Source organism: Amedibacillus sp. YH-ame10, from assembly GCF_053848885.1.
The window spans coordinates 29,828-55,610 of record NZ_JBSPFA010000010.1 but is presented as its reverse complement, the minus strand read 5'-3'; the positions used below and the strand labels follow the sequence as shown (position 1 = coordinate 55,610).

At 34.7% G+C, this 25,783-nt stretch carries 28 protein-coding genes; 5 read left to right on the top strand and 23 right to left on the bottom strand.

Annotated elements, in window-relative coordinates; translation table 11 throughout:
* Window positions 1-213: 213 nt before the first annotated feature.
* The 3 genes from ACWG42_RS05760 to ACWG42_RS05750 are packed head-to-tail and all read left to right on the top strand — an operon-like array spanning window position 214 to window position 4,329.
* Entirely contained in the window at window positions 214-1,848 is a 1,635-nt protein-coding gene (locus tag ACWG42_RS05760; RefSeq protein ID WP_455790748.1) for a PTS transporter subunit EIIC, read from the top strand.
* Between the two features lie 50 nt (window positions 1,849-1,898).
* A complete protein-coding gene (locus tag ACWG42_RS05755; RefSeq protein ID WP_455790746.1) occupies window positions 1,899-3,839 on the top strand; it encodes an aminopeptidase in 1,941 nt (646 codons plus the stop codon).
* A complete protein-coding gene (locus ACWG42_RS05750; RefSeq protein ID WP_455790745.1) occupies window positions 3,826-4,329 on the top strand; it encodes a hypothetical protein in 504 nt (167 codons plus the stop codon). Before ACWG42_RS05755 ends, ACWG42_RS05750 begins: the two co-directional genes overlap by 14 nt.
* A gap of 39 nt (window positions 4,330-4,368) precedes the next feature.
* Here ACWG42_RS05750 and ACWG42_RS05745 read toward each other — a convergent pair whose 3' ends face one another.
* The 15 genes from ACWG42_RS05745 to ACWG42_RS05675 all read right to left on the bottom strand — a co-directional run bounded on the left by ACWG42_RS05745 (window position 4,369) and on the right by ACWG42_RS05675 (window position 18,156).
* On the bottom strand, window positions 4,369-5,115 hold the full coding sequence (locus tag ACWG42_RS05745; RefSeq protein WP_455790743.1) for an MBL fold metallo-hydrolase: 747 nt from the start codon (window positions 5,113-5,115) through the stop codon (window positions 4,369-4,371).
* A 15-nt stretch (window positions 5,116-5,130) separates the two neighbouring features.
* Complete coding sequence (dnaB, locus tag ACWG42_RS05740) at window positions 5,131-6,474, bottom strand: replicative DNA helicase (protein WP_455790741.1); 1,344 nt, start codon at window positions 6,472-6,474, stop codon at window positions 5,131-5,133.
* Between the two features lie 11 nt (window positions 6,475-6,485).
* Window positions 6,486-6,932 (bottom strand): 50S ribosomal protein L9, encoded by a 447-nt coding sequence (gene rplI, locus ACWG42_RS05735; RefSeq protein WP_455790740.1) that lies wholly within the window; start codon window positions 6,930-6,932, stop codon window positions 6,486-6,488.
* Window positions 6,910-8,901: a GGDEF domain-containing protein gene (locus ACWG42_RS05730; RefSeq protein ID WP_455790739.1), complete on the bottom strand. Its 1,992-nt coding sequence runs from the start codon at window positions 8,899-8,901 to the stop codon at window positions 6,910-6,912. The genes rplI and ACWG42_RS05730 overlap by 23 nt, the downstream gene beginning before the upstream one ends.
* Window positions 8,894-9,805 (bottom strand): DUF2232 domain-containing protein, encoded by a 912-nt coding sequence (locus ACWG42_RS05725; RefSeq protein WP_455790737.1) that lies wholly within the window; start codon window positions 9,803-9,805, stop codon window positions 8,894-8,896. Before ACWG42_RS05725 ends, ACWG42_RS05730 begins: the two co-directional genes overlap by 8 nt.
* A 151-nt stretch (window positions 9,806-9,956) precedes the next feature.
* Complete coding sequence (locus ACWG42_RS05720; protein WP_455790736.1) at window positions 9,957-11,150, bottom strand: tyrosine-type recombinase/integrase; 1,194 nt, start codon at window positions 11,148-11,150, stop codon at window positions 9,957-9,959.
* Between the two features lie 81 nt (window positions 11,151-11,231).
* The gene (locus ACWG42_RS05715) at window positions 11,232-11,435 is read right to left on the bottom strand and encodes an excisionase (protein WP_455790735.1); all 204 of its coding nucleotides are present in this window, start codon (window positions 11,433-11,435) and stop codon (window positions 11,232-11,234) included.
* Window position 11,436: 1 nt separating this feature from the next.
* Window positions 11,437-12,735: a Rep family protein gene (locus ACWG42_RS05710; RefSeq protein WP_455790733.1), complete on the bottom strand. Its 1,299-nt coding sequence runs from the start codon at window positions 12,733-12,735 to the stop codon at window positions 11,437-11,439.
* A gap of 306 nt (window positions 12,736-13,041) precedes the next feature.
* The gene (locus ACWG42_RS05705; RefSeq protein WP_455790732.1) at window positions 13,042-13,560 is read right to left on the bottom strand and encodes a hypothetical protein; all 519 of its coding nucleotides are present in this window, start codon (window positions 13,558-13,560) and stop codon (window positions 13,042-13,044) included.
* A complete protein-coding gene (locus ACWG42_RS05700; RefSeq protein ID WP_455790731.1) occupies window positions 13,560-13,940 on the bottom strand; it encodes a hypothetical protein in 381 nt (126 codons plus the stop codon). Before ACWG42_RS05700 ends, ACWG42_RS05705 begins: the two co-directional genes overlap by 1 nt.
* A 462-nt stretch (window positions 13,941-14,402) precedes the next feature.
* Window positions 14,403-15,020, bottom strand: coding sequence for a hypothetical protein (locus tag ACWG42_RS05695; RefSeq protein WP_455790730.1), 618 nt, complete (start codon window positions 15,018-15,020; stop codon window positions 14,403-14,405).
* A gap of 13 nt (window positions 15,021-15,033) precedes the next feature.
* On the bottom strand, window positions 15,034-15,747 hold the full coding sequence (locus tag ACWG42_RS05690) for a hypothetical protein (RefSeq protein WP_455790728.1): 714 nt from the start codon (window positions 15,745-15,747) through the stop codon (window positions 15,034-15,036).
* 73 nt (window positions 15,748-15,820) lie between these two features.
* Window positions 15,821-16,573, bottom strand: a complete 753-nt coding sequence (locus tag ACWG42_RS05685; RefSeq protein ID WP_455790727.1) for a hypothetical protein — start codon at window positions 16,571-16,573, stop codon at window positions 15,821-15,823.
* A gap of 16 nt (window positions 16,574-16,589) precedes the next feature.
* The gene (locus ACWG42_RS05680) at window positions 16,590-17,366 is read right to left on the bottom strand and encodes a hypothetical protein (protein ID WP_455790725.1); all 777 of its coding nucleotides are present in this window, start codon (window positions 17,364-17,366) and stop codon (window positions 16,590-16,592) included.
* A gap of 16 nt (window positions 17,367-17,382) precedes the next feature.
* The gene (locus ACWG42_RS05675) at window positions 17,383-18,156 is read right to left on the bottom strand and encodes a hypothetical protein (RefSeq protein WP_455790723.1); all 774 of its coding nucleotides are present in this window, start codon (window positions 18,154-18,156) and stop codon (window positions 17,383-17,385) included.
* Window positions 18,157-18,290: 134 nt separating this feature from the next.
* On the opposite strand from ACWG42_RS05675, the gene ACWG42_RS05670 reads away from it, so the two are divergent.
* Window positions 18,291-18,506, top strand: coding sequence for a helix-turn-helix domain-containing protein (locus tag ACWG42_RS05670; RefSeq protein ID WP_455790721.1), 216 nt, complete (start codon window positions 18,291-18,293; stop codon window positions 18,504-18,506).
* Window positions 18,507-18,773: 267 nt separating this feature from the next.
* On the opposite strand, the gene rpsR is transcribed toward ACWG42_RS05670, so the two are convergent.
* The 5 genes from rpsR to ACWG42_RS05645 form a co-directional block, all read right to left on the bottom strand.
* Window positions 18,774-19,004, bottom strand: a complete 231-nt coding sequence (rpsR, locus tag ACWG42_RS05665) for a 30S ribosomal protein S18 (RefSeq protein WP_455790720.1) — start codon at window positions 19,002-19,004, stop codon at window positions 18,774-18,776.
* 22 nt (window positions 19,005-19,026) lie between these two features.
* Window positions 19,027-19,497: a single-stranded DNA-binding protein gene (ssb, locus tag ACWG42_RS05660; RefSeq protein ID WP_455790718.1), complete on the bottom strand. Its 471-nt coding sequence runs from the start codon at window positions 19,495-19,497 to the stop codon at window positions 19,027-19,029.
* Between the two features lie 21 nt (window positions 19,498-19,518).
* Window positions 19,519-19,812 (bottom strand): 30S ribosomal protein S6, encoded by a 294-nt coding sequence (gene rpsF / locus ACWG42_RS05655; RefSeq protein WP_455790716.1) that lies wholly within the window; start codon window positions 19,810-19,812, stop codon window positions 19,519-19,521.
* 345 nt (window positions 19,813-20,157) lie between these two features.
* Window positions 20,158-20,898, bottom strand: a complete 741-nt coding sequence (locus tag ACWG42_RS05650; RefSeq protein ID WP_455790715.1) for an AAA family ATPase — start codon at window positions 20,896-20,898, stop codon at window positions 20,158-20,160.
* 212 nt (window positions 20,899-21,110) lie between these two features.
* Window positions 21,111-21,893: a nitroreductase family protein gene (locus ACWG42_RS05645; RefSeq protein WP_455790713.1), complete on the bottom strand. Its 783-nt coding sequence runs from the start codon at window positions 21,891-21,893 to the stop codon at window positions 21,111-21,113.
* 182 nt (window positions 21,894-22,075) lie between these two features.
* Between ACWG42_RS05645 and ACWG42_RS05640 the strand changes: the two genes are divergently transcribed.
* A complete protein-coding gene (locus tag ACWG42_RS05640; protein ID WP_455790805.1) occupies window positions 22,076-23,395 on the top strand; it encodes an MATE family efflux transporter in 1,320 nt (439 codons plus the stop codon).
* 28 nt (window positions 23,396-23,423) lie between these two features.
* On the opposite strand, the gene ACWG42_RS05635 is transcribed toward ACWG42_RS05640, so the two are convergent.
* Genes ACWG42_RS05635 through ACWG42_RS05625 form a run of 3 tightly spaced genes read right to left on the bottom strand, consistent with a single transcriptional unit; the run spans window position 23,424 to window position 25,783 of the window.
* On the bottom strand, window positions 23,424-24,245 hold the full coding sequence (locus ACWG42_RS05635) for a Cof-type HAD-IIB family hydrolase (RefSeq protein ID WP_455790712.1): 822 nt from the start codon (window positions 24,243-24,245) through the stop codon (window positions 23,424-23,426).
* Window positions 24,238-25,098, bottom strand: coding sequence for an L-ribulose-5-phosphate 3-epimerase (locus ACWG42_RS05630; protein WP_455790710.1), 861 nt, complete (start codon window positions 25,096-25,098; stop codon window positions 24,238-24,240). The genes ACWG42_RS05635 and ACWG42_RS05630 overlap by 8 nt, the downstream gene beginning before the upstream one ends.
* Window positions 25,085-25,783, bottom strand: coding sequence for an L-ribulose-5-phosphate 4-epimerase (locus ACWG42_RS05625; protein ID WP_455790708.1), 699 nt, complete (start codon window positions 25,781-25,783; stop codon window positions 25,085-25,087). The genes ACWG42_RS05630 and ACWG42_RS05625 overlap by 14 nt, the downstream gene beginning before the upstream one ends.

Below are 25,783 nucleotides of genomic sequence, written 5' to 3'. Positions count from 1 at the left end.
AATAAGCGTGCCTTTTTTTGGTCTTTCGTAATCGTTGATGGGTATATATCTTTGGAGTAGTATGATAAAATATTGTTATCCTTCATAACCCTTACAATGAAAGCGTTTTAATTGTTTAATTTTTACCACATTGTTAGGGAACTTTTAAATAATTACAACGCTTAGCACTTTCTATCATCATGATAAAATAAAGTTAAGAAAAGGAGTGTAACAATGAAAGATAAAATACAAGTATTTGCCGGCGCGATGATGACACCAATCATAGTAATGGTTGTTGCCGGGTTCTTTATTGGTATTGGTTCCGCGTTCTACAATATCAATAATGTGCAGGCTTTGGGTCTTGGGGGAATTATAGTTGAAGGAAATTTGATTCACAGTTTCTTTAAGCTTATTAATGATTTAGGGTTTATGGTTATGCGTTTCTTGCCACTGTTCTTTACAGTCGCAATTACATTCTCACTAGCAAAACGTGAGAAAGGATGGGCAGCGTTTGGTGCTGTTGTATTCTTTATCGCTATGAACCAAGTAATTTCATCTTTATTTGCAGTAAATGGTATCACACCTGAAACTACAACCGTAGAAGCCTTCGTATCGTCTGGTATGAGTTTGGATAATGCATCCATGAAGGCAGCTCTATATACCACATTCTTGGGAATCTTTACATATGATAGTTCTATCTTTGGAGCGTATATCACAGCTTTCTTGGCAAGTGTGATTCACAATCGCTTCTACCAACAGAAGTTAAGACCTTCACTGTCTTTCTTCTCTGGTCCACGTTTCGCTATCATCATGATGTTTATATTTGCAATTCCAGTTGGTATCATCATGTATTTTGGATGGCCAATTCTATCTAGCGTAATTTCTTCTGGAACAAATATGTTAACAGGTTCTGGTTTATTTGGAACATTCGCTATTGGATTCTTAGATAAAGCATTACTTCCATTTGGTTTACATCACTTAATTCCTGTACAGTATACAAGTATGGGTGGTACAATGGAAATTGGTGGACAACTATATCAAGGTGTTACCAACATTATGTATGCGCAATTAGGTGATCCTGATTCCATGGGATATATTACAAGAAACTTCGAAACAGGTCGTATCTTAGTTCACTTTGGTGCTTTACCTGGTATTACCTATGCAATGTATAAAACAGCATTTAAGGAAAATAGAAAAAAAGCAGCTTCTATCTTGATACCTGCTGTTGTGACTGCATTTGCAATCGGTATTACAGAACCAATTGAATATACCTTCCTATTTGTTGCACCAGCATTGTTCTTCTTAGTATATGCACCATTAACAGCGTTAGGGTATGTACTATGTGAAGCATTGAATGTATCTATTATTGGCGCAAGCTTTAGAAACTTATTTCCAAACTTGCTACAGCCACAAAAAGTACATGCATGGCCACTTGTATTCTTGATTCCAATTTTCTTCATCGTGTTCTATTTCATCTTTAAATGGGCAATTGAAAAATGGGATATCAAAACTCCAGGTCGTGATGGAAGAGAAGACTTTGCATTATATTCTAAAAAAGATTACAAAGAGAAACAAGAAGCAGAAAAAATCGGATCTGATGAATTCGTTAAAATTGAAATTAGTGATGATTTACCACAACGTATCTTAGAAGCTCTTGGTGGTAAAGAAAACATCGAAAACATTACCAACTGTGCCACTCGTTTACGTGTAGAATTAAAAGAAGTAGAAAAGTGCGCAACAGATGAAGAATGGACTTCCAACTTAAGTGCAATTGGAATTGTTCGACGTAAAAAATCTCTACAGATCATATATGGTACACAAGTAATCCAAATTACAACAAAGATCAAAGAGATCATAGATTGGGAATAAGAAAGGTCTCCGTAAGGAGATTTTTCATTTATAGAAAGTGAGGACATCTTATGCAACTACAAAATAACGCAATACAAGCATATCTAGATACATTAACAAACCAATTAGAAAAGCGATTATCTTTTTCTAAAACCTTACAGGATTCTTACTTTAAGGAACATAGCTTTGAAGAACTACTACAAGATAATCATGCTTGGTATCAAGAAGTACAACAGTGTTATGATACTTCTTATGCAAACCCTGCGTATACCGCTAGTTTATTACCTAAGGAACTTGCGCCTATTTGTACTTGGTTGTATTATCAAGTGCAAATGATGATGCCCTCTATCTTCCAACGAAATATCAAACACATAGAACAAATTGTACGTTATGTAGATATCCTGAAAAAACATATCCTTGATAATCCTACTGAATACTTAAAGGATGCCGTACAAAATGATTTACATAACACATTAGCACAAGACTTCCAACAAAACTATACAACCAACAACTTCACCACAAAACTTCTACGGGAAGTAGACCTAGAAGATTTACGTTACATCTTCCGTTATGGAATTTATATTAGCAATGCTGAAGTTGAACTTGCACAACTGATACAAAAGAAAGAGGAACATGAAATTCTTCAATTAGCTGAAAAAATGGTGCGTGCTTATCAAAAAGGATTTCATGTTAGAAATAAGAAAAAGACAAACCGTGATTGTTCACGCGTTGTCTTAATCGTAGGATTAGAAAGAGTGGGAGCTTCTATCCTTAAGCTATTACAAGAAGATCACCAAGAAGGATGTATTGCCCAACTAGTGTACAAAGATATAGACCCACAAGTCTTATTCGATCATCGCCAAGAAGAGGCTTTGTTCTGTGATGATGCTTATATGTCACATAAAAAAAGTGCATATCAAGAAGTATGCGAACTCTATAAAGATGCCTTACATACGTACTTAGGAAATATCATCATGGTTTCCTTTGGACAAAACAAGTTAGACACAACAACAAAAGAAAGTGCTGCTCATATGAATGAGCTACAAAATAAATTGGTCAAACAATATGAAATGGATACAAAAATCATCTTTGAAACATACGTTCCTAAAGGAGAAATAAGCTTTACGGGAATGGCATATCCAACACGTGAAATCTGTGAGGATAACTATGAAAAGATATTCCAAGATGTTATGGAAATCAATCTTATGGACCCAACAAAACATGAAGCTATCCAAGAACTCTTAATCGATGTATTTGATCAAAGTGACTTTGTGGAAATAATAGGTTCCAATAAGAATGAAACGAACATTAAAGTAAAACTACCAAAACTTAAAGACCCTGCACATCAAAGCAACTTCTCCAACTGTGGAGCCGATATCAATATTCCCATAGGAGAAGTATTCACGAGTCCTCAATTACTTGGAACGAATGGTTTATTACATATTCGTAAAGCACGTATTTCTAAAATTGCATTTGAAGATATTCGTATGGAATTTGAAGACGGCTTCGTAAAAAAAGCAAGTTGTCAAAACTTCGATGACCCTAAGAAAAATGATGAATTGATACAGGATGTCATCTTTCATCATCGCGACACTCTACCTATGGGAGAATTTGCCCTTGGCACCAATACCTTTGCCTATGTAAAAGCGAAGGAAGATGGAATCTTATATAAATTACACACCCTCATATTTGAAAAACTAGGTCCCCATATGGCAATCGGAGATACATGCTTTGCTTGGTCCGAAGACAACAGCATCTATTCTGTTCATTCAGGAAAAGAATTAGTTGCGAAAGATAATGAATTTAGTATCGCACGTCATGAAGATGTAACCAAAGCTTATACAGGTATCCACTACGATTTAACCATCCCATATGATGAAATTCAATCCTTGCGTGCGCATCATTATGATGGTACAATTACTCCAATCGTAGAAAATGGCTTCTTCGTTTTAGAAGGCTGTGAGTACTTGAATGACCCATTGAAAGGGGATTATCACAATGAAACCAAATAAAGTAGATATGTATTTTAAAAATAAGAATTTCAAATTTTATAAATTCGCACGTTTCATGTGCCTTATATTCCCTGTACTATATATGGTTTTCATCTTCTTGCTCATGATGCAAACAAATCTTGGCTATCAAGAATTAATCGTGAAAACTCCGATTTTAACGGCAGGATTCTTTATTTGTTTCATGAACTTCTTCATGTGGTTACGTACTCGTAAAGCACTTGATGAAATCACATCCCCTGCATACATTGCACAATTCAAATTGCGTAGTACAATCTATGCGTTCGCACAACTTATCATGTTCAATTACCCTGCAGCAATCTTATTCGCCCTTACACTTTATAAAAACTTCAATTGGACAAAGCAATCCTTTATGCAAACAATTCAACTTTGTAAAAAGGAACGCCTAATCATTCCTCTTGTTATCGATGTATGTGTAATTGCATTATTTATCTTCTTGGCAACATGGTTTGCAGCAGCATTTTCGAAATAAGAAAAGAAAGTAGAACAGTTTGGAAAAATCCAATTCGTTCTACTTTTTATTTCCACCTACATACATGCCAAATTGTTCTGCAGGATATCGTACGATATTTTCCGCATCAATCTTCTTTTTAGCAAGTTGTTTTTCCAATGCCTCTAGAGCTAAATCCCTTGTATTTCCTTCTCTTGAAATATGAGCTAGGATAATCTCTTTGGTATTTTCACCCATGGCATCCGTTATAATATTTGCACAATCTTCATTACAAAGATGGCCTGTATCTCCAATGATCCGTTGTTTTAAATACACAGGACGATTGGTTTGCATGAGCATTTCAATATCATGATTGCTTTCAAATATGTAGTAATCCGCATTTACTATGCGCTGCTTTACTTCATCTTTTACATAACCAGTATCTGTAACATAGACCATTTTTTCACCTTCTGCTTCAATGATATAGCCAACAGTTCCTTCACAGTCATGACTCAATGGCAACACGGTGATATGAAAGTCTTGGATATCAAATTCCTCAAAGGGTTCTATATTCTTTAAATTCTTAGTTTTTATTTCTTGTGTTGCATAGGTTGGAATATGTTCAAATGTTTTCATTTGTGCCACATGATCACTATGCGTATGGGTAATGAGAATCGCATCCGCACTTGCTGGATCGTATTCCATGCGACCAAAACATTCCATTAAATATTTTTTTGTTGAGCCACAATCGATGACAATGCTGCTATCGTTATGTTTAATGACGCAACAGTTGCCAGCGGATCCACTCGCCAAAAGAGCAAACTTCATGTATTACAATCCTTTCTAATAATCGCCACGAGCAATGTTAAAGAAGGCTGAAATAGATTTCTGGAATGCCAGTTCTATTCTACCTGTTGCCCCATTACGATGTTTTGCGATATCCACATCGGTTTTATCCGTTGCATTTTCTTCTGGTGTTTCTTCTTTGTTGTAATACTCATCGCGGTACAAGAACATAACAATATCGGCATCCTGCTCAATCGCTCCAGATTCACGTAAATCCGATAACATTGGATGTTTATCTGGTCTACTTTCTACCGAACGAGATAGCTGGGATAAGGCAATTACAGGACACTCCATCTCTCTGGCAAGTCCTTTTAAAGAACGAGAGATTTCAGAGATTTCCTGTTGACGATTATCGCCACCGCCTTTGCCACTACCACTAATTAACTGTAAGTAGTCAATGACAACTAAATCAAGTCCATGCTCCGAACGAAGCTTACGACATTTTGAGAACACTTCACTAATTTTGATATTGGAACTATCATCCACAAAAAGTTTGGTCGCCATCAATTCATTGGCAGACTCATTCAATTTATTAAATTCGTTATCATCAATATTTCCACTTCTTAATTTATTGGATTGCACGGAGGACTTCGCACTTAAAATACGTTTCATCAATGCCTCCGCAGGCATTTCCAGAGAAAATATAGCGATCGCGCCTGGGTTGTAGAAGCTTGCATTCAGCGCTAAGTTTAGCGCGAATGCGGTTTTCCCCATGGCTGGACGAGCTGCTAAGATGATCAAATCACCACGTTGAAAACCGTTGGTAATTCTATCTAAATCATTGTAACCTGTTTTAATACCTGTTACATGATTATCACTACTACGTAGTTTAATTAATTCTTGCATAACAGTAGATAATACATCACGACTAGATTTGAAATCTGTTGCTCTACGGCTTCTTGTGACTTTTAATATTTCACGTTCTGCCTTATCCATTACTTCATCTAAATCACTTGCTGTATCAAATCCATCTTCCGCAATCAATTCTGCTGTTTCTATTAGATGTCGTAAATGTGCACGACTCTTTATAATCTCTATATAATATGTGCTATTTGCACTGGATATAGCAGTATCACTTAGTTTGATAATGTAATCTGCACCACCAACTAAATTCAACTGTTCTGTATCTTGTAAACGTGATACAAGGGTTGTCACATCCACTGGTTTTCCAGATTCTCCAATATCCATCATAGCACTAAATATCCGTTGATGAATATCTAAATAGAAATCCTTTGCCCCAAGTCCTTGATCATAAACGATAGAGGCAACATTGGGATAAATCATCATCGCACCTAATATAGATTGTTCTGCTTCATTACTATGTGGTAATTCTCTACTCATACCAATCTCTCCTATCCAATGACGTGAACTTTAATAACACCAATAACCTTACCTTTATATAAATCGATTTTTACATTGCTATACCCTAAAGAGGCAATCGTTCCTGTATCAATAACTTTACGTTTATCTACTTTAAGACCATGTTTTTCACGAAGTTGTTCCACGATTTGTTTTGTGGATACTCCGCCAAACACACGTCCACCATCTCCTGCTTTTACATGGAATTCTAGGGTAATTGATTCTAATTTTGTTTTTAATGCTTGTGCATCTACTTCTTTTTGTTTTTCTTCTGCTGCATGTTGTGCATTTTCTTCATCTAAGATTTCCATACTTTTCTTGGTTGCTAATACTCCAAGATTTTTATTCAAAAGGAAATTTCTTGCGTATCCATCAGATACATCTACGATATCCCCTTTTTTACCTACTTTTTTAACATCACTTAACAAGATTACTTTCATTGTTTGAATCCTCCTTTATTTCGTCTAAATATTCGCGTATCTTTTCTTTTAATTCATTCTCTACTTCCATCACGGTTGTATTTTCACGTTGTAAAGCGGCGGCACTAAAGTGTCCTCCACCATGCATCTTTTCCATAATAACTTGTACATTGATCGTTCCTTTACTACGTGCAGACACCGCAATGCTACCTTCTTTTAAGGCAGAGATGACAAAGCTTGCTTCTACATCTTTGATACTTAACAGGGTATCCGCAGCCTGTGACATCAGGGTACGATTACATCGTTCATTTCCACTTACTGCCGCTATAATCAATCCGTTGTTATATCTTCTAGCGTATTTCATAATTGCCGTCTTCGCTTCAAAATCATCGAAATCTTCTTTCAACATATTCTCAGCGATGATTGGATCTACCCCTAAGTTTTTCAAATAAGCTGCAGATTCAAATGTACGACTTCCCGTACGCATTTTGAAACGATTGGTATCCACAAGAATACCAACATACATCAACGTTGCTTCTTCTTCACTTATATCTACTTTATTGCTTTGGTATGGTAAGAATTCAGTTACCAATTCACAAGCCGAACTAGCACTTGATTCCACATACACCAATAAAGGATTTGTGATAAAATCTTCACTTCTTCGATGATGGTCAATTACGATGACACGGTTTGCTTCACTTAAAGTAAGTGGAGCTCCTGATTGTTTAGGATTATGATGATCCACCGCAATCAATAAATCCGTCTCTTCCATCATTTTACTTGCTTCTTCATCACTTATAAAGTTATGGCGTAAGGTAATCTTTTCTCCATATCCATCCAATGCTTCTTGTAGTTGTGGTTCAATACCACCGCTCTTACTCACTACATAACATTCTTTACCATAAGCATATGCTAAACGAGACATACATAAAGCACTTCCCATACAGTCAAAGTCCATCGTCTGATGTCCTACCACAAATACACGGTTGACTTCTGAAATGGCTTCTTTGATTGCCTGAGACATGACACGCACACGTACTTTACTACGTTTCTCACGTGACTCACTACTTCCACCATAATACTTCACACTTTCGCCATACTTCTTCACAGCAACCTGATCTCCACCACGACTTTGAGCCAACTCTAATAAATCATTGACCATATCATCTAACAATTGGAAATCATCCGTACCACGCGCAAAGGACATACTCAAGGTAATCTGTACATCAATCTCTTCTGCATTTTTACGAATCGTATTCAAAATATCAAACTTATCCTTCACTACATCTTCATAGATAGATTCATTGAAGATTACTAAGAATCGATCACTTCTTAAACGACGAATAAACATACCATAACGTCCTGCCCATTCAATAACCGGCTGACGAAGTTGCATGTTAATGGTTGCCATAGTACTCTCATCTTCATATTGTTGTATTTCCATATAGTTGTCTAACTGAATCAAACCAGCCACGACACCATCTTGTTCATATTGTTCTTTCAAATTAGCAAGTTGCGTTACATCACGTACATACAACACTTGTGCATTCTCTTTACGTGTAATTTCATACACATACTCTTCACTCTTCGCTGAAATAACATCTACATCCCCTTGAAACAAATTGGATATATCTGTAATCCAGGAAGTAACTTTCTTCCCAACGATATCAATCTTTCTTTGCATGATAAAATCATTTACCCAAGTAACATTATATTGTTCATCATAAGTAATGATTCCAATCTCTCCAAACATCAACGCATCTTTTGCGTCATGTCCAAGAATTCTAGAGATATCTACATATCTCTGCATCTTATCTTTTTCATATTTGGTAATAATCCAAATAAAAATTAGGACATTGAAAAGTAGAAGAACAACCATCGGTGATATCTTGACTCCTTCTATGTCTGCCATATATAAAACAACGACAGCCGCAATTTCCGCAAGCACAATAATCGCAACCTGAATCTTAAAATTCTCTAACTTATCCACGTATGACACCTCGTTTCATCCGTTCTCTTAAAGAAAACAGCATATCTAATATTCCAACAATTGCGATTCCATCTTGTACGTATCGAATAAAGATTCCAATCATAATCAAAAAAACAAGTCCTCGCTTCTTCATCACAATGGCTTTCATCATACAAGTAAGTGCTCCATATCCTATCGCAAATACAAATGCACATAGAAATAACGCAACTATCAAAGTAGAAAGTTCTTGGTTTAATTTTAGCACATTTCTACCTAAAAATAGCACCCAAATGATAATAATTATGATTCCCCATACTTTTGAAACATGGATATCAAACATGGACTTCATTGGTAAGGTTTCTATTTTTAAACGTGCCATTAATATCTTCGAGATTAAATGTATACAAATGGTCTGAAGAACGCTCATCAATACGGCACTCAAAAGTACAATCATTGGAATGATTTGAGCTAAGGAAACACTTCCTAAATTCACATGTAAAAACTCTAGTAACATGCGTACCATTTCCATATCTTCTTTCGGATTATATCCAAAGATACTTGCCAACACCATCGTCGTAATAATATAGGATACAAAGGTAACTATCCCACTCCATATTAGAAGAACTCCATTCTTCCATTGTCTACGATTTCCCTCTCCATATACAAGCCCCACAACAATACAACAAAATAGATAAAATATAGTGGTTGGTGATGAAATCATCAAACTCAACAACAACATACAAACCGCTGTTGTAATTCCTGATTTTATTCCATACTTTGCTGTATAGACAAGAATAGGAAATGTTAAGATCCAATACAGAAAGAATTCCATCATATTCGCAAATTGTCGATTCACAAATAACATCACACCAACCAAAGCTACCATCATAGCTCCTTCCGTGATTCTTCTAGTTTGTTGATTCATATAAACATCTCCTTTCTTATACAAAAACCTCCACCTGGTTACAGATGGAGGTTATCACGATTATTCGCTAACGTATAGCAGAAATCATTAAACACTATAGTTACGTTCCTTATCCATCCCACATTTTTTTATTACACCAATTTTACACCATTTAAACAAATGATATTCTATTCAAATCATCAATGTCCATTTCAGGTTTATTATGATCATAGTATGCAGTCATTTCGATTTTACTATGCCCTACATAATTCTTAATCGTCTCATACGAAACTCCACTCTTTTTACATTTTGTAACAAAAGTATGTCTGAAACAGTGAGGTGAAAATGGTTCAAGATAATAAGGATCTCGATTTTCTAATTTAGCAATTTCTTCTTCAAGTAAATTGGCTTTCATAACCACATTTTTTATTGTCCTGTTTACATCACCATATCGAATAGGAACACCTTGTTGTGTAGTGAATACCATATCAACAAAGGGTTCTACTTGTTTCCATTGTGATGCATGTAACGCCTTAATCGCTAACTGCTTTCTAAGAACTCTTTTTAAAACCTTTTCCATGTCTGACAGTAGCGGAATCACTCTCTTGCTATCCTCTGTCTTAGGTGTTGTAAAGAAGAAGTGACATACCTCATCATCTTTTAATCTAGCATAGTGCAACGTTCTTTGTATAAAGATTTTTTTATGTTCGAAATCGATGTCGCCCCATTTTAATCCTAGCAACTCTCCTATACGTGCTCCACATGAGAGGTTTGCACAAAAAATATCATAATGCTGATAACTTTCTGCTGATTCTAAAAACATAGTTTGTTCTTCTTCAGTCAAATATCTCGATTCATATTTTACTTTTTTGGGTAATACAATTGATTCGCATGGATTGAATGTAGCAAAACCATTTCCAATAGCCTTTTTAAACATTTCTTTTAACAATGATTTAAACATGTTCAATGTTCCATAAGTATAGCCTTTTTCATGCAATTCATTGAAAAGTCTTTGTATATGAAATGCTCTAATATCACATAATTTCATCATACCAATAACATCACTTCTACAAGGCGAGAACGTTTGTTTAATTCTATAAATTGTTGTTTCTTTTACATATCCAACTTTATATAGTTTCACAAACTCATCAAACCAGTCTGCTAACGTTATATTACAACCATTCAACAAAAGACCATATTCTGAATCATGTCTTTCTTTTTCAAGTCTTCTTCGTAACATTTTTAAATCTTTGTCATAAAATGTTTGTCGATTCTTATAACGGTCTACAAACCGTCCCATGTAAGTCCCATCTTTTCTTTGACTAATTCCCTTGCCTATTTCACGTCCTTTTAAATTTTTGCCCATAATTCTCATCCTTTCTATTTATTGAAAGAATGAAGTAAAAACATGATTATATTCTATCATATATCCACTTCATTTTCTATATCAAACACCAGATATACTCTCTAAGTATTTATCTAATAATTTTCTATTTGCATAAAGGCGATTTCCTTTTCTAACTACATACAAACATTTTGGATGATTCAGCTCATTTCTTACTGTATTTTCTCCCCACCCTGTATAAGCCATCATCTCATTGACATTTAACAAAGCTTTATCTTTAATGCTTATTTGTTTTTTTGCATTCATATCATATTGATCCCTCTTTCTTTTTCACTTCTATTAAATTTGTGAATATTTCATCTGTTAACACACTCGGCTTATATGTTTTACCCGTATGTTTAGATTGCTTGATAGTTTGTTTTATTGTGGTTTCATTTAAAAATGACAAATAATCAATAGCATTTTTCTTTTCCTCGGCGACTGTCTTTTCCTCGATATAAGCTAAGGTGTCATTAACGAAAGACGAAACTTGTTTATACCTTTTATTCACTTTATCCCATTGATAAACTATGATTATATCTTCCATGACATGAATAGTCGTAGTTATCCTACGTTTTAACTGAATCATGTCTTGTGGAGTGATCTCATTAAATGGATTGGAATATAATTCATCTATTGATCTCGTTGTTGTAATAATAAATAATTCGCTTTCTATAAATCGATTTCTGTATCTAGCGCTGATTCCTGCATTGCAATTATTGTCTAATATCCGTAGCATCGATTTAAAATTGATGGCGTTTTCATCAAAATCTTCCATAATCACGCACTCCTGATCTGAAAAATCATCTGCCCAGTTTTTCCCCTCAGAAGATATATAATAACTGAGATTAGAACTTTCAGCTATTCTCTTTGCAAGTGTTGTTTTTCCTACCCCAGAAGCCCCATAGATCAAAATGACATTTATTGACCTATTGTGAGAAGAAGCAATCATCTTCTCTGCTCTAAGCTTGAATGCAGTTTCAACTTTGCTATTATAATATAGTAAAATTTCACTCGGAATTTTTTCATATTTGTTATAGTTTTTTATTTCCCCTTTCAAAATCTGTTCAAGGATATCTTTAAGAAGAACTTTGTTAGTAAGTTTTGTTACTTCCTGTTCAACGTCAAAATTACTAATTACTTCATCCCAATTATATTGGTACTTATCCTGTGCTGAAAGATTACCATGCACTAAATAAAGCAAAGCGCGTGCAAATTTTTTTGATTTAATGGTACTAACAAAATTTTCTTCAATTTTGAAATCTCGAGCAATGCGATTGAATGACACCGCATACGGAAAATGTAATTGTAGGTGCACATGTGGTATCACAGATATTTCCACTTCTTCGCCGGTTTCATCATTTTTAACAATTTTAGTATCTTTGTCGTGAATGATCCATGCAAATTTATCTATATATTTTTGGTTACCATCTTCATCAAAACCTGTATTTTCTTCGAGTGTTTTTTTCATGAAATCTAGGTCAAACAAAATAGTGCCATCTTCATTTTCAAGATTGCTTACTATTTCCGCCATTTTTCTTGAAATTGATTTCTTCTCTTTTTTCATAATAACTCCTTTTTTACTACTCTACTACTTACCATTTGGGACAAGCTCCCCAAATGGAAAAGCCCACTTACTGGGTATATTCAGCATAAAATCCTTGTAACTACCTAACTACTGTAGTTTTAGAGGTCTGCCTTAAACCGGTGTATGATTGCAGAAAATCGCTGCAATCAGCATTGATGTCGGCAAACGCTCCCACTTTTCTGCCTTGAGGGCATCATCCGTGAGCATTCACCGCCAACAATGTCAAGTTAGGGATGCTACCTAAATATTTCTAGCACCTCTTATAAACATGAAGAAAATCTCAAATTAGAGTTTAAGAATTTTCCTAAATTTTTTATCGATTACTTCTTGTTTATGTTGCACATGGACAAGTCCGGTATTGTTCATTGCTACATAAACGTTAATGATATTTTTTCTCATTTCGACAACGATCATATCATTCAGGTTATCAAAGCAATTACATTCCGCAAAATCTAAAATAGCATTGTATTTGTTTATAATATCAGCCTTAATACTCTTTGATAGTTCAGCTTTATCCGGAGTATTTAGATTATAAACTGCATCAAAACTCATTAGAAACACACCAAGGTTAAAGTTTGTTTCCACTTTTCTGCAACTCAATGATGCAACACGTGTCATCGGTACTTCCATGTGTTTGTTGACGATAGAGGTTTTCAATTTCTTCCGTATATCATCAGTTGCAAATAACCAAAGTTGTGGTGCAATTATTGGCTCACGATTATGGTCGTGTAGCCAATTTTTAAAAGCATCCTTAACATAAACTGCTAAACAGGGTGGTTGATATTGAAAATCGTACTTTCCCATTATATTTGTACCTCCATATCATTTTCATTGATTACTGTGAAGTCTGTTGCAGAAACAGATGCACCTTTCAGCAAAATACCTTTTTCAGTGATAAAAGCGTACGGAGATACGTAAGCATTTTCTAATGAAACGCAAAATTGTCCGTTCTTTTTTTCAATTTCTTCTTGGGTGATTTTGCAAATGGCAGTTTCAATACGCACCTTGAATGTTCGCAGAAATCTTCCGTTTGGTAGTTTGCCATGACTACAAGTGAGTTTAACTGCTTTCACTTCATTTGTAGCACTATTCAATACTTTCTCGATTGCCTGTACATAGACATCGTCAGTACCTAAGACATTATCTAAAGGCACCATTACTTCTTCAAAACCTATATTTTTCATATAAATTTCCTTTCCGGACTAGAATGTCCTACAATCTTTTTAGATTGTTCATTAGAACTAATTAGGTTTGTGAAAATCGATTACGTAGTTTGAAGAATTTTAGGTTTTTATATACACCTTTTTATTGTTCTATGCGTAATTGCCCATGTTCTACTACTTGTTCATGGTTTTGATTATCAACTAACTTCATCAGTCAATATATATAGAAAAAATCCAGCAAATAAAAAGACTGTTGCTGGAATTTATATAGGGGAAATGCGATTTTCATTGTCTTGCCGAAAATAGCCTTGTTCTAGTACTTTCATATAGTTCTTAGGTTTTTTTATCAACTTTTCCTTATGAATAGCCTTGTTCTATCTATTGGTATTAAAAGTAATTTATTTTCGCAAGCTATGATGTTATAAATTTGTTGAAAAAGGCAAAAAAAAGACTCCATAATGGAATCTCGACAAATATTTCTTATTATAGCTTTATATGATAAGGATATTGGAGCTTTGCAACCAAGATACCAATTGTTTCCTCTCCTTCTTCACTATACTGTATTTCTTCAATTTTTTGATGAATATCAACATTCTTTTTTAATTTCAAACATTTGCTTGTCACAGAACTTTTCAAGGTATTACATGCCTCTTTTTCTTCATTTTTATTCACTGCCCAATAATGCTTATATAACTTTTTAAATTCTAGGGTTTCTTTGATATACAAAAATTCTTTGATCACAAATGCAACTGATCCTTCCGTTCCTGTTGTATTTTCATTGTATTTAGTGACTTGACTGTGTTTAGTGGAATTAGAAGGTGTATATGGAAAAAAGACATATATATCATCCCCTGTCTCCTGTTTCCATTCATTACAAAACCTTTGGGTATGTTCTACGTTTAACCCTTTGTGTGCCCAGCAACATTGGTGTTCATTTTCCAAATTTTCTAATTTTTTAGGAAGTATATCCTTCAAAAAGTCCTCACCTACGTGTTCGCTACTTTTGCTTATAATAATTTTATCCAATTTCATATCAAACAAACTAATACTTTTTAAACCAAGTTTTTTTAAATCACCTTTAGATATCCATTTTGTTGTCATTTACTTCATCTCCTTATTTTTTTACACCACAAGAACATTTAAACCCTGTGGTAATTGTTCTATAATATCCCTCTTGCACTGTTACAGTACGAGTTCCGTATTCTGCTGGGTGATTTACAGTATTGTAACCTACAGCATCTTCTCGCCACTCTGAATACCAACCACTCGATTCACCTCTATCCATATGATAATCTTGATGAGCGATTAATTGACTCTCTGCCCAACCAGTTATATCCTTATGACAACCTGAGCAGAACTCATGTTCCCGAAACTCTTTAACTGGAACCTGTTCAGTCCAAGCGCCTTTTATCACATATTGTTCATTTTTTGTAATTGGTGCGATCCATTCTTGTTTTGTTTGTTCAATCCAAGAATGTTCATGATTAGGAGTGTTAGGCTTGCTCGTATTATCATTGGATGTACTTGAACCACCATTTGCTGGTTTATCTGTTGACGAACTTTCATTGCTAGATTTTCTATCATCAGTATTACTTGTTGAAGTACTATTTGATTTATTATCTTTTTTTGTGTCTTGATTGTCTGATGATGTGCTATCATCATTTAACTTTTCATCAGATTTTGTATCATCATTAGTTTTACCATCAGATGATTTATCTTCATCTTTTTTTGTTTCTGATTGCTTAGCATTCTTAGGCGTTGCACTATCACCATTATTAGATAATGCATAAATAGAGCCACCACCAATGAGTACCAATGCTATTATCACTATGGCTATTTTTTTCTTATGTTGCTTAATACTTTCTATCAATTTCTCTTTATTCATTTTATCCTATCCCTCATTATTTTGTTTTACCGCAACCTCTACATTTATGACCTGTTACAACTGTTTTATAATATCCATCTTGCACTGTTACAGTACGAGTTCCATATTCAGCTGGGTGGTTGATTTCCTCATAACCACTGCCTGAATAAAACCCACTTGGCTCTCCTCTGTCAATATGGTAGTTTTTATGTTCTTCAAGAGCTGGAGTTCCTGCTAAATGAGAAATATCTTTATGACAACCACTACACATCATACGTTCAACCCAAACATACTCTGTCCATGCGTCTTTAATTACATATTGTTCAGTCTTTGTTACTGGTGCGATCCATTCTTGTTTTGTTTGTTCAACCCAAGAATGTTCATGATTAGGAGTATTGGGCTTGCTCGTATTATCATTGGATGTACTTGAACCACCATTTGCTGGTTTATCTGTTGACGAACTTTCATTGCTAGATTTTTTATCATCGTTATCACTTGTTGAGGTACTATTTGATTTAGTGTCTTTTTTTATGTCCTCGTTGTCCGATGATGAGGTGTTATCATCATTTGACTTTTCATCAGATTTTGTATCATCACTTTTTTTATTATTAGATGATTTATCTTCATCTTTTTTTATTTCTGATTGCTTAGCATTCTTAGGCGTTGCACTATCACCATTATTAGATAATGCATAAATAGAGCCACCACCAATGAGTACCAATGCTATTATCACTATGGATATTTTCTTTTTATGTTGCTTAATACTTTCTATCAATTTCTCTTTATTCATTTTATCCTATCCCTCATTATTTTGTTTTACCGCAACCCCTACATTTATGACCTGTTACAACTGTTTTATGATATCCATCTTGCACTGTTACAGAACGTGTTCCATATTCTGCTGGGTGATTGATGGTTTCTGTGCCTACTTGTTCATTTACCCAGTTTGAGTAAGATCCACCACTCTCACCATTTTTAATATGATTCCTACTATGGGCAAACATATCAGAATTAGACATAAATGTCATATCTATACGACAATCTGTACAGTAAACATGTTCTCTCATTTCCATAATCGGTTTTTGTTCAGTCCATGCATCTTTGATGACATATTGTTCATTTTTTGTAATTGGTGCAACCCATTCTTGTTTTGTTTGTTCAACCCATGAATGCTCATGGCTAGGAGTATTAGGTTTGCTCGTGTTGTCATTGGATGAACTTGAACCACCATTTGATGGTTTATCTGTCGATGAACTTTCATTGCTAGATTTTTTATCATCGTTATCACTTGTTGAGGTACTATTTGATTTAGTGTCTTTTTTTGTGTCCCCGCTGTCCGATGATGTGGTGTTATCATCATTTGACTTTTCATCAGATTTTGTATCATCACTTTTTTTATTATTAGATGATTTATCTTCATCTTTTTTTATTTCTGACTGCTTAGCATTCTTAGGAGTTGCACTATCACCATTATTAGATAATGCGTAAATAGAGCCACCACCAATGAGTAGTAATACTATCATCACTATGGATATTTTTTTCTTATGATGCTTAATATTTTCTATCAATTTCTCTTTATTCATTTTATCCTATCCCTCATTATTTTGTTTTACCACAGCCACTACATTTATGACCTGTTACAACTGTTTTATAATATCCATCTTGCACTGTTATAGTACGAGTCCCATATTCTGCTGGGTGATTGATAGTCTCTGTTCCTGTTTGAATGTTCTTCCACTCAGTTCTCCAACTTCCTGAATTAGCTGGACATGCCTTTACATGGGCTTTGAATCCACCACTTGTAATAACATCAGTTATATCTGCACCACATCCATTACAGATAGCCCTTTCTAAATACTCCATGATAGGTTTTTGTTCAGTCCACGCATCTTTGATTACATATTGTTCAGTCTTTGTTGCTGGCGCGATCCATTCTTGTTTTGTTTGTTCAACCCAAGAATGTTCATGACTAGGAGTATTGGGTTTGCTAGCATTGTCATTGGATGAACTTGAACCACCATTTGATGGTTTATCTGTTGATGAACTTTCATTGTTAGATTTTTTATCATCGTTATCACTTGTTGAGGTAGTATTTGATTTAGTGTCTTTTTTTGTGTCCTCGTTGTCCGATGATGTGGCGTTATCATCATTTGACTTTTCATCAGATTTTGTATCATCACTTTTTTTATTATTAGATGATTTATCTTCATCTTTTTTTATTTCTGATTGCTTAGCATTCTTAGGAGTTGTACTATTACCATTATTAGATAATGCGTAAATAGAGCCACCACCAATGAGTAGTAATACTATCATCACTATGGTTATTTTTTTCTTATGATGCTTAATATTTTCTATCAATTTCTCTTTATTCATTTTATCCTATCCCTCTTACATACAGTCATTATACTTTACATAATCATATAATTCAATAATCATCGGTTCATTTCGTACCGATTTGTCAATACTATGATTACTCTATCTTATAATTCACTTAGAGGTGGTATAGTATGGAATTTAAGAGAATTGCAGAATTAAGAGAAGATAACGATATGTCAAAAGCAAACTTTGCCCTAAAGATAGGAGAGAACCCTAGAACCTATAGAAGTTATGAAAGCGGAACTCGTACCATGCCATATGAAGTACTTATTAAAATCGCTGATTATTTCAATGTTTCAACAGATTATTTGTTAGAAAGAACAGATAATAAAGGGATGAATAAATAACATATTATACAAAAAAGGCTATAACGAGGTAGACAATCTAATGCCTATAAGTTATGCCTTTTTTTCATTTATGTTTTTACTCCATTACTTTTTTTGAATTTTACACCATTTATACTTTTTACTCCAATTTACACACCAATTTATTAACAAGTGCTAAGAACAAATAAGAGGATATAATAAATATAAAACAAACAAAAAAGCCCTTAATACATGATTATCCAAGTATTTAAGGACTTCATTTGATTAGCCTAATTTATGCTATATAAATTATTCGCTTACGTAAGGCAATAAAGCCATCTGACGAGCACGTTTGATCGCAGTAGCTAACATACGTTGATATTTCGCACGTGTTCCTGTAACACGTCTTGGAATGATTTTTCCATTTGCGGAAATAAATCTTTTCAATAATTCAATATCTTTGTAGTCGATTGTTTCAATTTTATTTTTCGTAAAGTAACATACTTTTTTACGTCCCATACGTTGTTTTTTAAATGCCATTGTAAAATCTCCTTTCTACCATTTAGAATGGTAAATCATCGCTGGCGATATCTAATGTATCGCTGCTCGCAAAATCACTGGAGTAAGACTGTGAAGCACTGTCATCGCTTTGGTATCCTTGGCTCTGATTGAATGTGTCTTCAGGAACATATGCATTTGCATTTCCTGCGGAAGCATTCTTAGATTCTAAGAACTGAACAGAATCGGCTACCACTTCTGTGATATACACACGTTTTCCACTTTGGTCATCATAGCTACGTGTCTGGATTCTACCTTCTACGCCAACTAAAGAACCTTTATGAGTATATTGTGCAACGATATCTGCTGTTTTATTCCAAGCAACGGTATTGATGAAGTCAGCTGTTGGCTGTCCTTCTGTTTTCACACGACGATCGCATGCAATCGTAAATGATACTACGCTCGCACCAGATGCGGTTTTACGCAATACTGGATCTTTCGTCATTCTTCCAACTAATACAACACGATTGATCATAGTCTTTCTTCCTTCCTAAACTTATTTTTCTGCTTCTGTTTTGATAATCATATAACGAACAACGTTCTGGTTAATACGAGCTAAACGTTCGAATTCTGCAATTCCTTCGTTGTTAGCTGTTACGTTAATAACAACGTAATAACCTTTGTTCATGTCATTAATTTCATACGCGAACTCTTTCACACCCATGTCATCAATTTTATCAATTGAACCATCACGGTCAGTTAGGATTTTGTGTAAACCATCCATCACACTTGTGCGACTTGCATCATCTAAAGATGCGTTCACGATGTACATAATTTCATATTTTTTCATACTGTACACCTCCTCTTGGTCTATGGCCCTATGTCTACATAGAGCGGGGAGTAGAAAATCTACCCGTTTATAGATTATATCACTGCACTTGTCTACTTGTAAAGATTTTTTTTCATTTCGTGGTTTCTCCTGATATTCCCTATAAATAACGTAAGATAAAGATAGATAAAATTGATTCTATCGAACGAAAGCGATTTGCTTTCGTGCATCCATATTCAAACAAACAAGTAATCAATAATATCGATTTAATCTGGAATTGAGATTCGAAGTTAAAGAGTTTTTCTCTATTACATTAGCAATAAAGTAAATTCATAATATAAAGCTGTTTTAAATTTTTAACCAACATCACTCCTCTATGTTATCGTTAACATAGAGACTCGATCTAAATGCCTTATCTTTAATATATCTACTATATAAAAGATATAAATTACTTTCTTCGTATTTTATCCTATTCATTTTACCATCTTCATCTACCTCGATTAAATCAGCCAAAGGATACCCCGCTAAAATAGGTGAATGAGTCGCTATTAAAAACTGACAGTTCTTTACTTCACTTAATTCATGTATTATGCTAATAAGTGCAAATAATGATGAAGGAGACAAGGCAGACTCGGGTTCATCCATTATGTAAAATCCATCTTCTTGGAAATACATCTTAATCACTTCTAAAATACTTTCACCATGTGAATGTAAATGATTATTCACCTTTATTACCTCATCTTCGTAGTATTCAAATAATTTAGTATTGAGGTTATACATCGTTTCGGTTCTTAAAAAGAAACCAGTTTTCATTTTTTCAGGTGTTCTATGAACTGTCAAATAATCACTAAGCATAAAAGTTTCATCATATGTCATAAAGTTATAGTCTCGTCCACCACCCTCTGAATTGAAACCTCGATTTACCGCCAAAGCTTCTAATAGTGTAGATTTTCCAATACCGTTTTCACCCAATAAAATAGTAACCCTTTTTTTAAATTCAAGATTTCTGAAATTTTTAATCAGTGGAACATTAAAAGGATATTCATCACATCTTTGTTCATCATATTTCATTTCGATACTATCTATCAAAAAATCGCTAAATTTCATGCTGTCCTCCCATTTATCTTTTATGTTTACCAAAAACGATTACAATATTTTCTTTAATCTCTCATTTCTTTACTTTTTTTATACACTTCAATTATCTGCCGATTCCTTGATTATATGAAATAATTTTTCAAGAAAAAGTTTTCCTCCATGATTACTCATAGTATAGATATATAATTTCTATTCTTACTTCAAAGAAACAAACTTTATATCCCTTATAAATAACGTACCTTAGCAGGCTTTTTAGGGGCGCTTCTAGGATAGTTTACATTTGGTTCTCCTAAAACTAAGGTCATAATCACTTTTTCTTTTCGTTGTAGTCCCAATTTCTTTCGCAAAGCGAATGACATATTACTTGCGATCGTAAAAAATCCACTATACAATACACCAAGTCCTTGAGCTTCCGCCATCCATGCCATATTAGAAGCAGCTAAAGAACCATCCACTTTCTTAAAGCTTCCTTTTGCGACTACAAGTATGGCGACTGGTGCTTGTTTAAAGAAGAAATGAGCATCAGGTGTCATATGTTTTGCACTCTTACTATATAAGGAAGCAAATGGCCATAATTTACGTAGTAGTTTTACTGCGATTGCCTCTACCTCTTGAATCTCGTTTTGTACGATGATATAAGATACACCCTGCGCATTCTTGGCAGTGGGTGTAAACCTCCCTGCTTCGATGATATAGTTCAGTACTTGTTCATCGATTTCTTTCTTCTTGAATTGTCGTATACTTCTCCTGCTTTTTATAGCATGCAGTAGCGCATCCCTTTCTAGTGGAGGTTGTGCATTGCGTTCTACGATTTGACTTAGATCAAAGCCTTCTATTTCTACTGCATTCTTTGGACATATAGACACACAGTGTCCACACTTCATACAATCTTGATCTAAAATAATAGCACACTGTTCTTTTATTTCTATATTGGATTGTGGGCAATCTTTTACACAAGCTGCACACCCAATACATAATTCCTTATGTACATTGATGAAATGTTCCATACAAATACATCCTTTCTTTCACTGTTATCCACATTATAACAAATACCTTAGTCAAAAGTAGGAACTAATATGCATTCTTTTCAGGTAATCATTTCTTTTCCTTTTAAATCGCGCTATAATTATAAACAAGAATTAAGGTGATTGAATTGAAGGAACAAGTGTTAAAGAAAAACAGAGGGCTGATGACTGAGGGAGTCATTTGGAAAGAATTGTTGTTGTTTTCCGTACCATTGTTGTTGGGAAACCTTTTTCAACAGATGTACAATGCGGTGGATTCCATCGTTGTTGGACAAAACCTAGGAGCCCATGCCCTTGCGGCAGTAGGATCTAGTGCCCCTATTATTAACTTACTCGTAAGCTTCTTTATGGGTATTAGTGTGGGAGCGGGAGTTATCATTTCCAGATACTTCGGTGCTCGTAATAAAGATATGGTACAAGATGCCGTCCATACATCTATGAGTTTAACGATTATATCTGGACTAGCTTTAACTGTTATCGGTGTATTTCTTTCCCCCTATATTTTAGAGTGGGTTGGAACACCAAGTGATGTTATGGCAAATTCTGTACTATATTTAAGGATATACTTTTTAGGAGTATTGTCTGTGATGATATATAACATGGGAAGTGGTATTTTACGAGCTGTGGGTGATTCTAAGAATCCCTTATATTTCTTAATCATCTCCTCAGTTACCAACGTCATATTAGATATTGTATTTGTTGTTTACTTCCATATGGGAATTGAAGGTGCTGCTTGGGCAACGTTGATTTCCCAAACCATAAGTGCAGTACTTGTGGTGATCTTATTATGTAGAACAAAACAAGATTATCAATTACGATTGAAAGATATTAAATGTCATAAAGATATGATGGTTGAGATTATACGCATTGGATTACCAAGTGGTATACAAAATGCGATTGTATCATTTTCAAATGTTATCGTACAAAGCAATATTAATGCATTTGGGTCTCTTGCGATGGCGGGATGTGGCTCTTATACAAAAATAGATGGCTTTGCCATCCTTCCTGTTATGAGTTTCTCTATGGCATTTACAACCTTTACAGGACAAAACATCGGTGCTAAGAAATTTGATCGTGTAAAAAAAGGCGCAAAGACCGGGATTATCATGAGTGTTATTACAACGGTTATAATTAGTGCCTTGTTACTGATTCTTGGACCATACGTCTTATCCATCTTCTCTAATGACGCACGTGTTATCAATTATGGATTACGTATGATGTATATATTGGCTCCATTCTATATCTTCCTAGCGGTTTCACATTCCTTCAACGGAATCATTCGTGGGGCTGGTGTTACTACCATACCGATGATTGTTATGGTAACGTGTTGGTGTGGATTGAGAATGTTATGGATTTTAACATCTGTACCTATCTTCCATAATATCAATGTTGTATTTATGGGGTGGCCTATCACATGGTTTGCAAGTTCCTTATGGTTGTTTCTATACTATAGAAAAGGAACATGGTTAAAAAAATATATGTAAAAATGGAATACGCAAAGTATCCCATTTTTTATTTCAGTATATGTTCTTTAATAAAACGACTGACACCTTGATGATTATTATCAAGGGCAATCATATCCGCATGTTGTAACACATCGTTTTGGGCATTCTCCATAGCAACTGCAATTCCCGCAACTTGAAACATCGATACATCATTAAAGTTATCCCCGAATACAAGTACATCTTTTAGATCAATACCTGCATCTTCCATAATGCGTTTTAATGCGACCCCTTTGCTTGTGTCTTTATGTGTAATTGTGTAGATTTCATCTTCACTCCTTAAACATTGTAAGCTTTCGCAAGTCGCATGAATGCGTGCTTGTACACGTTTCATCTGTGAAGGATTTTCATTTACCGCAACAACCTTAAAGACATGATGTTTGGCAATCTCTACGCCAGCATACTCATAGCGTAGTGTTGATTTTCCCTTTAATCGGTTTAAAAATAATTCCAAAGGTTCTTGTGCACCATGTACATAAATTGCTTCTGAGGTATAGGCAACATAAGAGATTGACTCACTTTCGTAAATGGACAATGCTTTCGCCATGTCCTCTTCTTCCATTGTCTGTTCAAACAAGCATTCATCACCACGATAAATACAAGCTCCGTTGTTCACAATATAAGCAAAATCAATTTGTAGCTCTTGAATAAATGACTTCATAATTTGTACATTTCTTCCAGATGCTAGCGTAAACACGATTCCTTTTTCTTTCAATTGCGTAATCACATCCCTAATGCCATTATCCAATTGCTTTTCATCGTTCAATAATGTACCGTCCATATCTGCGACAATACAACGTATATCGTGAACGTTCACTTCTTTTTTATCCATAAAATACAGCGTCTAATTTATCTCTTAAGAAAGACGCGCTATGTTTACAAACTTCTTTCCAATCTTTGTTTCCAGTATACCAAAATTCGCCTACAAACATTCTAACGCCCATTTGTTTTAAAACCTCTATATTATTTGTGTATTCACTATGTCCTGTACCAAATGTAATCTCACGATAATGATTTGGAATGGTTTCTTTCAGATGGGAGGCAACGATATGCCCAGCACCTTTTTCAAGATCTTCATCAACACTTACACCATATAATAAACTAGCATTTTTCAGATTCCCTATATCTGGATAAACACCTAAATATGGTGAGTTTAATGCTTCTACATAGTACATACTTTTTTCAACCGTATCCATAAATGGCGTTTCCATGGTTTCAAATCCTAAAAGAACACCTTTTTCTGCCGCCATATATACAGCTTTCGCAAGATTTTCTATGAAGATTTCTCTTGTTTGTGTAGTTCCTTCTTCATAATATACATCATATCCTGCTAATTGTATGATACGTATTCCTAAGTCGCATGCTAATTGAACAGCTTTCTCCATGATTTCAAGAGCCTTCTTTTGCACAGCTACATCAGGATGTCCTAATGGATATTTACGATGTCCACTCAAACACATAGACTGAATACGAACACCACTCAAAGACATTGCGTCTAAGATTTCTTCGCGCTGTTTCTTTGTGTAATCTAAACGCGCTAATTTTTCATCTGTTTCATCGATGCTCATTTCTAAATAGTCAAACCCAAACTCTTTGCATAACGTAAGCTTTTCTAACCATGTGAGATCACCTGGCATTGATTTTTCATATTGCCCTAATGCGTAAATCTTATCATCCCTGTCCATAATATGCACCTGGTCCATGTTTACGCTTGAAGTGTTTATCCAATAATTCTTGTTGCATATGTTTGTTGTCATCCTTTTGAAGTTGTAAAGAAGCAAATGCCATAGCCGCACACTCTTCCATTACGACTGCATTATGCACTGCATCAAAAGGATCTTTTCCCCATGAGAATGGTCCATGACTATGAACTAACACCCCTGGCATTTCATCGGGATTGATATTTTTACTTTGAAATGTCTCCACAATAACATTTCCTGTTTCTAGTTCATACTCACCTTGTATTTCCAAAGGACTCATGCAACGTGTACAAGGAATATCCCCATAGAAATAATCTGCTTGTGTAGTACCAAGCGCTGGAATTGCTTTTCCTGCTTGTGCGAATGAGGTAGCCCAACGTGAATGTGTATGTACAGCTCCTTTAATATTTGGAAAATTCTTATAGAACGCAAGATGTGTCATTAAATCACTGCTTGGTTTTAGTTTTCCTTCTACTACATTTCCATCCATATCACATAAGACAATGTCTTCTACACTCATATGATCGTATTCCACACCACTTGGTTTGATCGCAACGATTCCTTTTTCTCTGTCGATTCCAGAGACATTTCCCCAAGTAAATGTAATCAATCCATATTTCGGCAATAATAGATTTGCTTCAAAAACTTGTTTTTTTAGTTCTTCTAACAT

What these genes read in the sequence shown, in the direction of transcription:
- ACWG42_RS05760 (WP_455790748.1), top strand. Translation starts at nt 214, where the DNA reads ATGAAAGATAAAATACAAGTATTTGCCGGCGCGATGATGACACCAATC.
- ACWG42_RS05755 (WP_455790746.1), top strand. Translation starts at nt 1,899, where the DNA reads ATGCAACTACAAAATAACGCAATACAAGCATATCTAGATACATTAACA.
- ACWG42_RS05750 (WP_455790745.1), top strand. Translation starts at nt 3,826, where the DNA reads ATGAAACCAAATAAAGTAGATATGTATTTTAAAAATAAGAATTTCAAA.
- ACWG42_RS05745 (WP_455790743.1), bottom strand. Translation starts at nt 5,115, where the DNA reads ATGAAGTTTGCTCTTTTGGCGAGTGGATCCGCTGGCAACTGTTGCGTC.
- dnaB (WP_455790741.1), bottom strand. Translation starts at nt 6,474, where the DNA reads ATGAGTAGAGAATTACCACATAGTAATGAAGCAGAACAATCTATATTA.
- rplI (WP_455790740.1), bottom strand. Translation starts at nt 6,932, where the DNA reads ATGAAAGTAATCTTGTTAAGTGATGTTAAAAAAGTAGGTAAAAAAGGG.
- ACWG42_RS05725 (WP_455790737.1), bottom strand. Translation starts at nt 9,805, where the DNA reads ATGAATCAACAAACTAGAAGAATCACGGAAGGAGCTATGATGGTAGCT.
- ACWG42_RS05720 (WP_455790736.1), bottom strand. Translation starts at nt 11,150, where the DNA reads ATGGGCAAAAATTTAAAAGGACGTGAAATAGGCAAGGGAATTAGTCAA.
- ACWG42_RS05715 (WP_455790735.1), bottom strand. Translation starts at nt 11,435, where the DNA reads ATGAATGCAAAAAAACAAATAAGCATTAAAGATAAAGCTTTGTTAAAT.
- ACWG42_RS05710 (WP_455790733.1), bottom strand. Translation starts at nt 12,735, where the DNA reads ATGAAAAAAGAGAAGAAATCAATTTCAAGAAAAATGGCGGAAATAGTA.
- ACWG42_RS05705 (WP_455790732.1), bottom strand. Translation starts at nt 13,560, where the DNA reads ATGGGAAAGTACGATTTTCAATATCAACCACCCTGTTTAGCAGTTTAT.
- ACWG42_RS05700 (WP_455790731.1), bottom strand. Translation starts at nt 13,940, where the DNA reads ATGAAAAATATAGGTTTTGAAGAAGTAATGGTGCCTTTAGATAATGTC.
- ACWG42_RS05695 (WP_455790730.1), bottom strand. Translation starts at nt 15,020, where the DNA reads ATGACAACAAAATGGATATCTAAAGGTGATTTAAAAAAACTTGGTTTA.
- ACWG42_RS05685 (WP_455790727.1), bottom strand. Translation starts at nt 16,573, where the DNA reads ATGAATAAAGAGAAATTGATAGAAAGTATTAAGCAACATAAAAAGAAA.
- ACWG42_RS05680 (WP_455790725.1), bottom strand. Translation starts at nt 17,366, where the DNA reads ATGAATAAAGAGAAATTGATAGAAAATATTAAGCATCATAAGAAAAAA.
- ACWG42_RS05675 (WP_455790723.1), bottom strand. Translation starts at nt 18,156, where the DNA reads ATGAATAAAGAGAAATTGATAGAAAATATTAAGCATCATAAGAAAAAA.
- ACWG42_RS05670 (WP_455790721.1), top strand. Translation starts at nt 18,291, where the DNA reads ATGGAATTTAAGAGAATTGCAGAATTAAGAGAAGATAACGATATGTCA.
- rpsR (WP_455790720.1), bottom strand. Translation starts at nt 19,004, where the DNA reads ATGGCATTTAAAAAACAACGTATGGGACGTAAAAAAGTATGTTACTTT.
- ssb (WP_455790718.1), bottom strand. Translation starts at nt 19,497, where the DNA reads ATGATCAATCGTGTTGTATTAGTTGGAAGAATGACGAAAGATCCAGTA.
- rpsF (WP_455790716.1), bottom strand. Translation starts at nt 19,812, where the DNA reads ATGAAAAAATATGAAATTATGTACATCGTGAACGCATCTTTAGATGAT.
- ACWG42_RS05650 (WP_455790715.1), bottom strand. Translation starts at nt 20,898, where the DNA reads ATGAAATTTAGCGATTTTTTGATAGATAGTATCGAAATGAAATATGAT.
- ACWG42_RS05645 (WP_455790713.1), bottom strand. Translation starts at nt 21,893, where the DNA reads ATGGAACATTTCATCAATGTACATAAGGAATTATGTATTGGGTGTGCA.
- ACWG42_RS05640 (WP_455790805.1), top strand. Translation starts at nt 22,076, where the DNA reads ATGACTGAGGGAGTCATTTGGAAAGAATTGTTGTTGTTTTCCGTACCA.
- ACWG42_RS05635 (WP_455790712.1), bottom strand. Translation starts at nt 24,245, where the DNA reads ATGGATAAAAAAGAAGTGAACGTTCACGATATACGTTGTATTGTCGCA.
- ACWG42_RS05630 (WP_455790710.1), bottom strand. Translation starts at nt 25,098, where the DNA reads ATGGACAGGGATGATAAGATTTACGCATTAGGGCAATATGAAAAATCA.
- ACWG42_RS05625 (WP_455790708.1), bottom strand. Translation starts at nt 25,783, where the DNA reads ATGTTAGAAGAACTAAAAAAACAAGTTTTTGAAGCAAATCTATTATTG.